The following is a 1980-nucleotide window of genomic DNA, read 5'->3' as shown; positions in this document are numbered from 1 at the left end:
GTTTGGTTGAGCATTTAAGGTTACGGTTGGTTAATTTGAGCGCAGTTGTTTGCGTTGGCTGCCCCTTAATGCGGCGTTATGCTTAATCACCAAAAATCAGTGGGTTATGATTGTTCTTTGTTCCCTTGGCTTGTGAGTTTTGTGTTTCTCGGCAAGTTGGCTTCAGTGGGCACGGTTTTCCGGACAATTATTCTTTGGCGCTGGAAATTCAGCGAATTGCCTCATTCAATTTTCGGGCAAGCACGAGGTTATGACGGGTGGCTCAATCGGAAATTTGGTCTTAGGTTTTTTCGTTTTAGCTGCCAAAGTTCAAAGTCTGATTTTTAAAATTATGAGTCATTTCAGTTTGTTGGTTTTTGGGTTTTGTTTGTGAATCAAAGCTGAGTTAATCTTGGTTTAGGTAAAACGTAAGTCATTGAAGCTTAAGCATAACAAACGGTTCAAGAGGGACAGCCAACGCGTGGCATTTTTATCATGCGTTGGTTTTTTGTGGTTACGGTGTTATGCGGAAGCTTGGTTATGGCGTTGGCTGCCCCTTAACCGGGCGTTATGTAACTGTAGAGAAAAAGACCGCAATGTATTGAAAATTAAAGTTTTTTATGATTTCTTTGCTTTGAATTTAGCTTCTAGTTTGTATGTTAAGTACTTTTAAGTAATTGTTTAAATTGGTTATTTTCAAATTTATAAACATAGTTTTATTCATATTGGCTCAGTTTTAATCTCCTTGTTCTTCGAGTCTTTGCTCCTGAGCTTTATTGGTAAAGCTAGTTTGCGATAAGTTTGGTGGCAGTTATTTTTTCTTTGAACTAGGGCTCGCAGTTTCGTTGTTGCCACGCAAATTCTACTGGGTTACTGCTAATTTTTCATGTAAGTTAAACGGTATTTGGCAATATTTTTCTTTGTAATGCTTTGAAATGGCTAGTAAAGTTACATAACAACGCATTCAAGAGGGACAGTCAACGTTTGGCAGTTTTGGTTTGGTTGGCATTTGAGGTTACGGCTGGGTAGTTTGAGTTTAGTTGTTTGCGTTGCCTGCCCCTTAATGCGGCGTTATGTGCTTGGTGTCAAAATTAAATTGGAGAGTTATGAAAGTAAGTAACCCATTGACAATAATAGCCATTTTTGCAGGTGTAGCTGAAACATTAGCCACAGTTGCTTTGGTGAAGCTACCATTAGAGATTCAAGCAATTTTTGTTTACTTTGTCATGGCGTTTCCTATGGCGATAGTACTGTTATTTTTCTTTGTTCTATATTTCAAAAATATTGTTTTATATGCCCCAAGCGACTTCGATGACCAGAATCATTACCTTCAGGCGAACAACTTAAAAGAGAAGGTGGATCATCAAATGGACGAAATTTTTGCCTCTATTAACAAACGTGGCGCAAAGTTATCCCAGGAAGATCTTGAACGAGCAAAATCAGAATTGGCTAAAACTATTACCAAGGAAACCATGCCGGCTCGAATGATGGATATTTTGGATACAATAGGTAAAGGTAGTTATTCGGCAAGGGGGATTGCTAGTGAACTAGGTTTGGCTCCCTCTACGGTTATAACTTACCTAATGCGTCTCGAGAAAGACGGCTTGGTTGAAAAAGATAGTAGTAACATTTGGAAACTACGCACATAACAATCTGTTTAAGAGGGATTCGCAACGCGTGGCATTTTTACTATGCGTCGGTTTAAAGTGATTAAGGTGGTTTGCAGTGGCTTCAGTATTGCTTTGCTCACCCCTTAACAGGGCGTTATGTAACCGTAGAGAAAAAGCCCACAATACATTGAAAAGTGGATGTTTTTTATGATTGTTCTAATTTCAATTTCAATTTCGACTTTCTCTGAGGTAGTTTCCTGCATTTTGATTTAGCTTTCGGCTTCTTTATTCTTCGAATTTTCAGTTTGTTGTTAATGATTCAGTGGGTTTGCGATAAGTTTGGTGGCAGTCATTTTTTTCTTTGAACTAGGGCTCGCAGTTTCATCGTTGC

General features: G+C 38.7%; 1 protein-coding gene. It reads left to right on the top strand.

Features of this window, described 5'->3' with window-relative positions:
• Positions 1-1085 precede the first annotated feature (1085 nt).
• Positions 1086-1628 (top strand): winged helix-turn-helix domain-containing protein, encoded by a 543-nt coding sequence (locus B7C60_RS00160; protein ID WP_074534677.1) that lies wholly within the window; start codon positions 1086-1088, stop codon positions 1626-1628.
• Positions 1629-1980: the final 352 nt, after the last annotated feature.

The organism is Vibrio fujianensis, from assembly GCF_002749895.1.
Taxonomy (GTDB): domain Bacteria; phylum Pseudomonadota; class Gammaproteobacteria; order Enterobacterales; family Vibrionaceae; genus Vibrio; species Vibrio fujianensis.
This window is presented reverse-complemented; position numbering and strand designations above follow the sequence as displayed.

What these genes read in the sequence shown, in the direction of transcription:
- B7C60_RS00160 (WP_074534677.1), top strand. Translation starts at nt 1,086, where the DNA reads ATGAAAGTAAGTAACCCATTGACAATAATAGCCATTTTTGCAGGTGTA.